Source organism: Marinomonas hwangdonensis, assembly GCF_003721245.1.
Classification (GTDB): domain Bacteria; phylum Pseudomonadota; class Gammaproteobacteria; order Pseudomonadales; family Marinomonadaceae; genus Marinomonas; species Marinomonas hwangdonensis.
In genome coordinates, this window is the sequence record NZ_RIZG01000024.1 from 1 (window position 1) to 558 (window position 558).

The 558-nt window shown below is 43.4% G+C and carries 1 protein-coding gene; it reads left to right on the forward strand.

What is annotated here, in order from left to right:
• On the forward strand, window positions 1–558 hold a 558-nt coding region (locus EBI00_RS15895), incomplete at both ends, for an IS5 family transposase (RefSeq protein WP_123096909.1).

A 558-nucleotide genomic window follows, 5' to 3' on the forward strand; every position in this document is an offset into this window, starting at 1 on the left:
GCAGCTTGAAGCCCAAATTGAACCCTTCTATCCAAAAGCAGGTAACGGACGTCGTCCCTATCCTTTGTCTACCATGTTGCGCATTCACTTTATGCAGAACTGGTACAACATGGGAGACCCTGCAATGGAAGACGCTCTTTATGAGATTACCTCTATGCGGCTTTTTGCTGGGTTATCCTTAGAAGGTGCGATACCTGATCACACAACTATTATGAATTTCAGGCACTTACTGGAAAAGCATAAGCTTGGACGAAAACTATTTAAAGAAGTCCATAAATGGCTATCAAACTCAGGTATTTACTTCAAAGAAGGCACCATCGTTGACGCGACTATTATTGAAGCCGCTAGCTCGACCAAAAATAAAGCCAAATCACGTGATCCAGAAATGCACCAAACTAAGAAGGGAAACCAATGGTTCTTCGGATTAAAAGCACATATTGGAGTCGATGCTAAACGTGGCTTGGTGCATAGTTTCACCACCACTTCTGCCAATGAACATGACCTAAACCAAATCACTGAGCTCATACATGGCGATGAGACGTTTGTCTCTGCTGACTC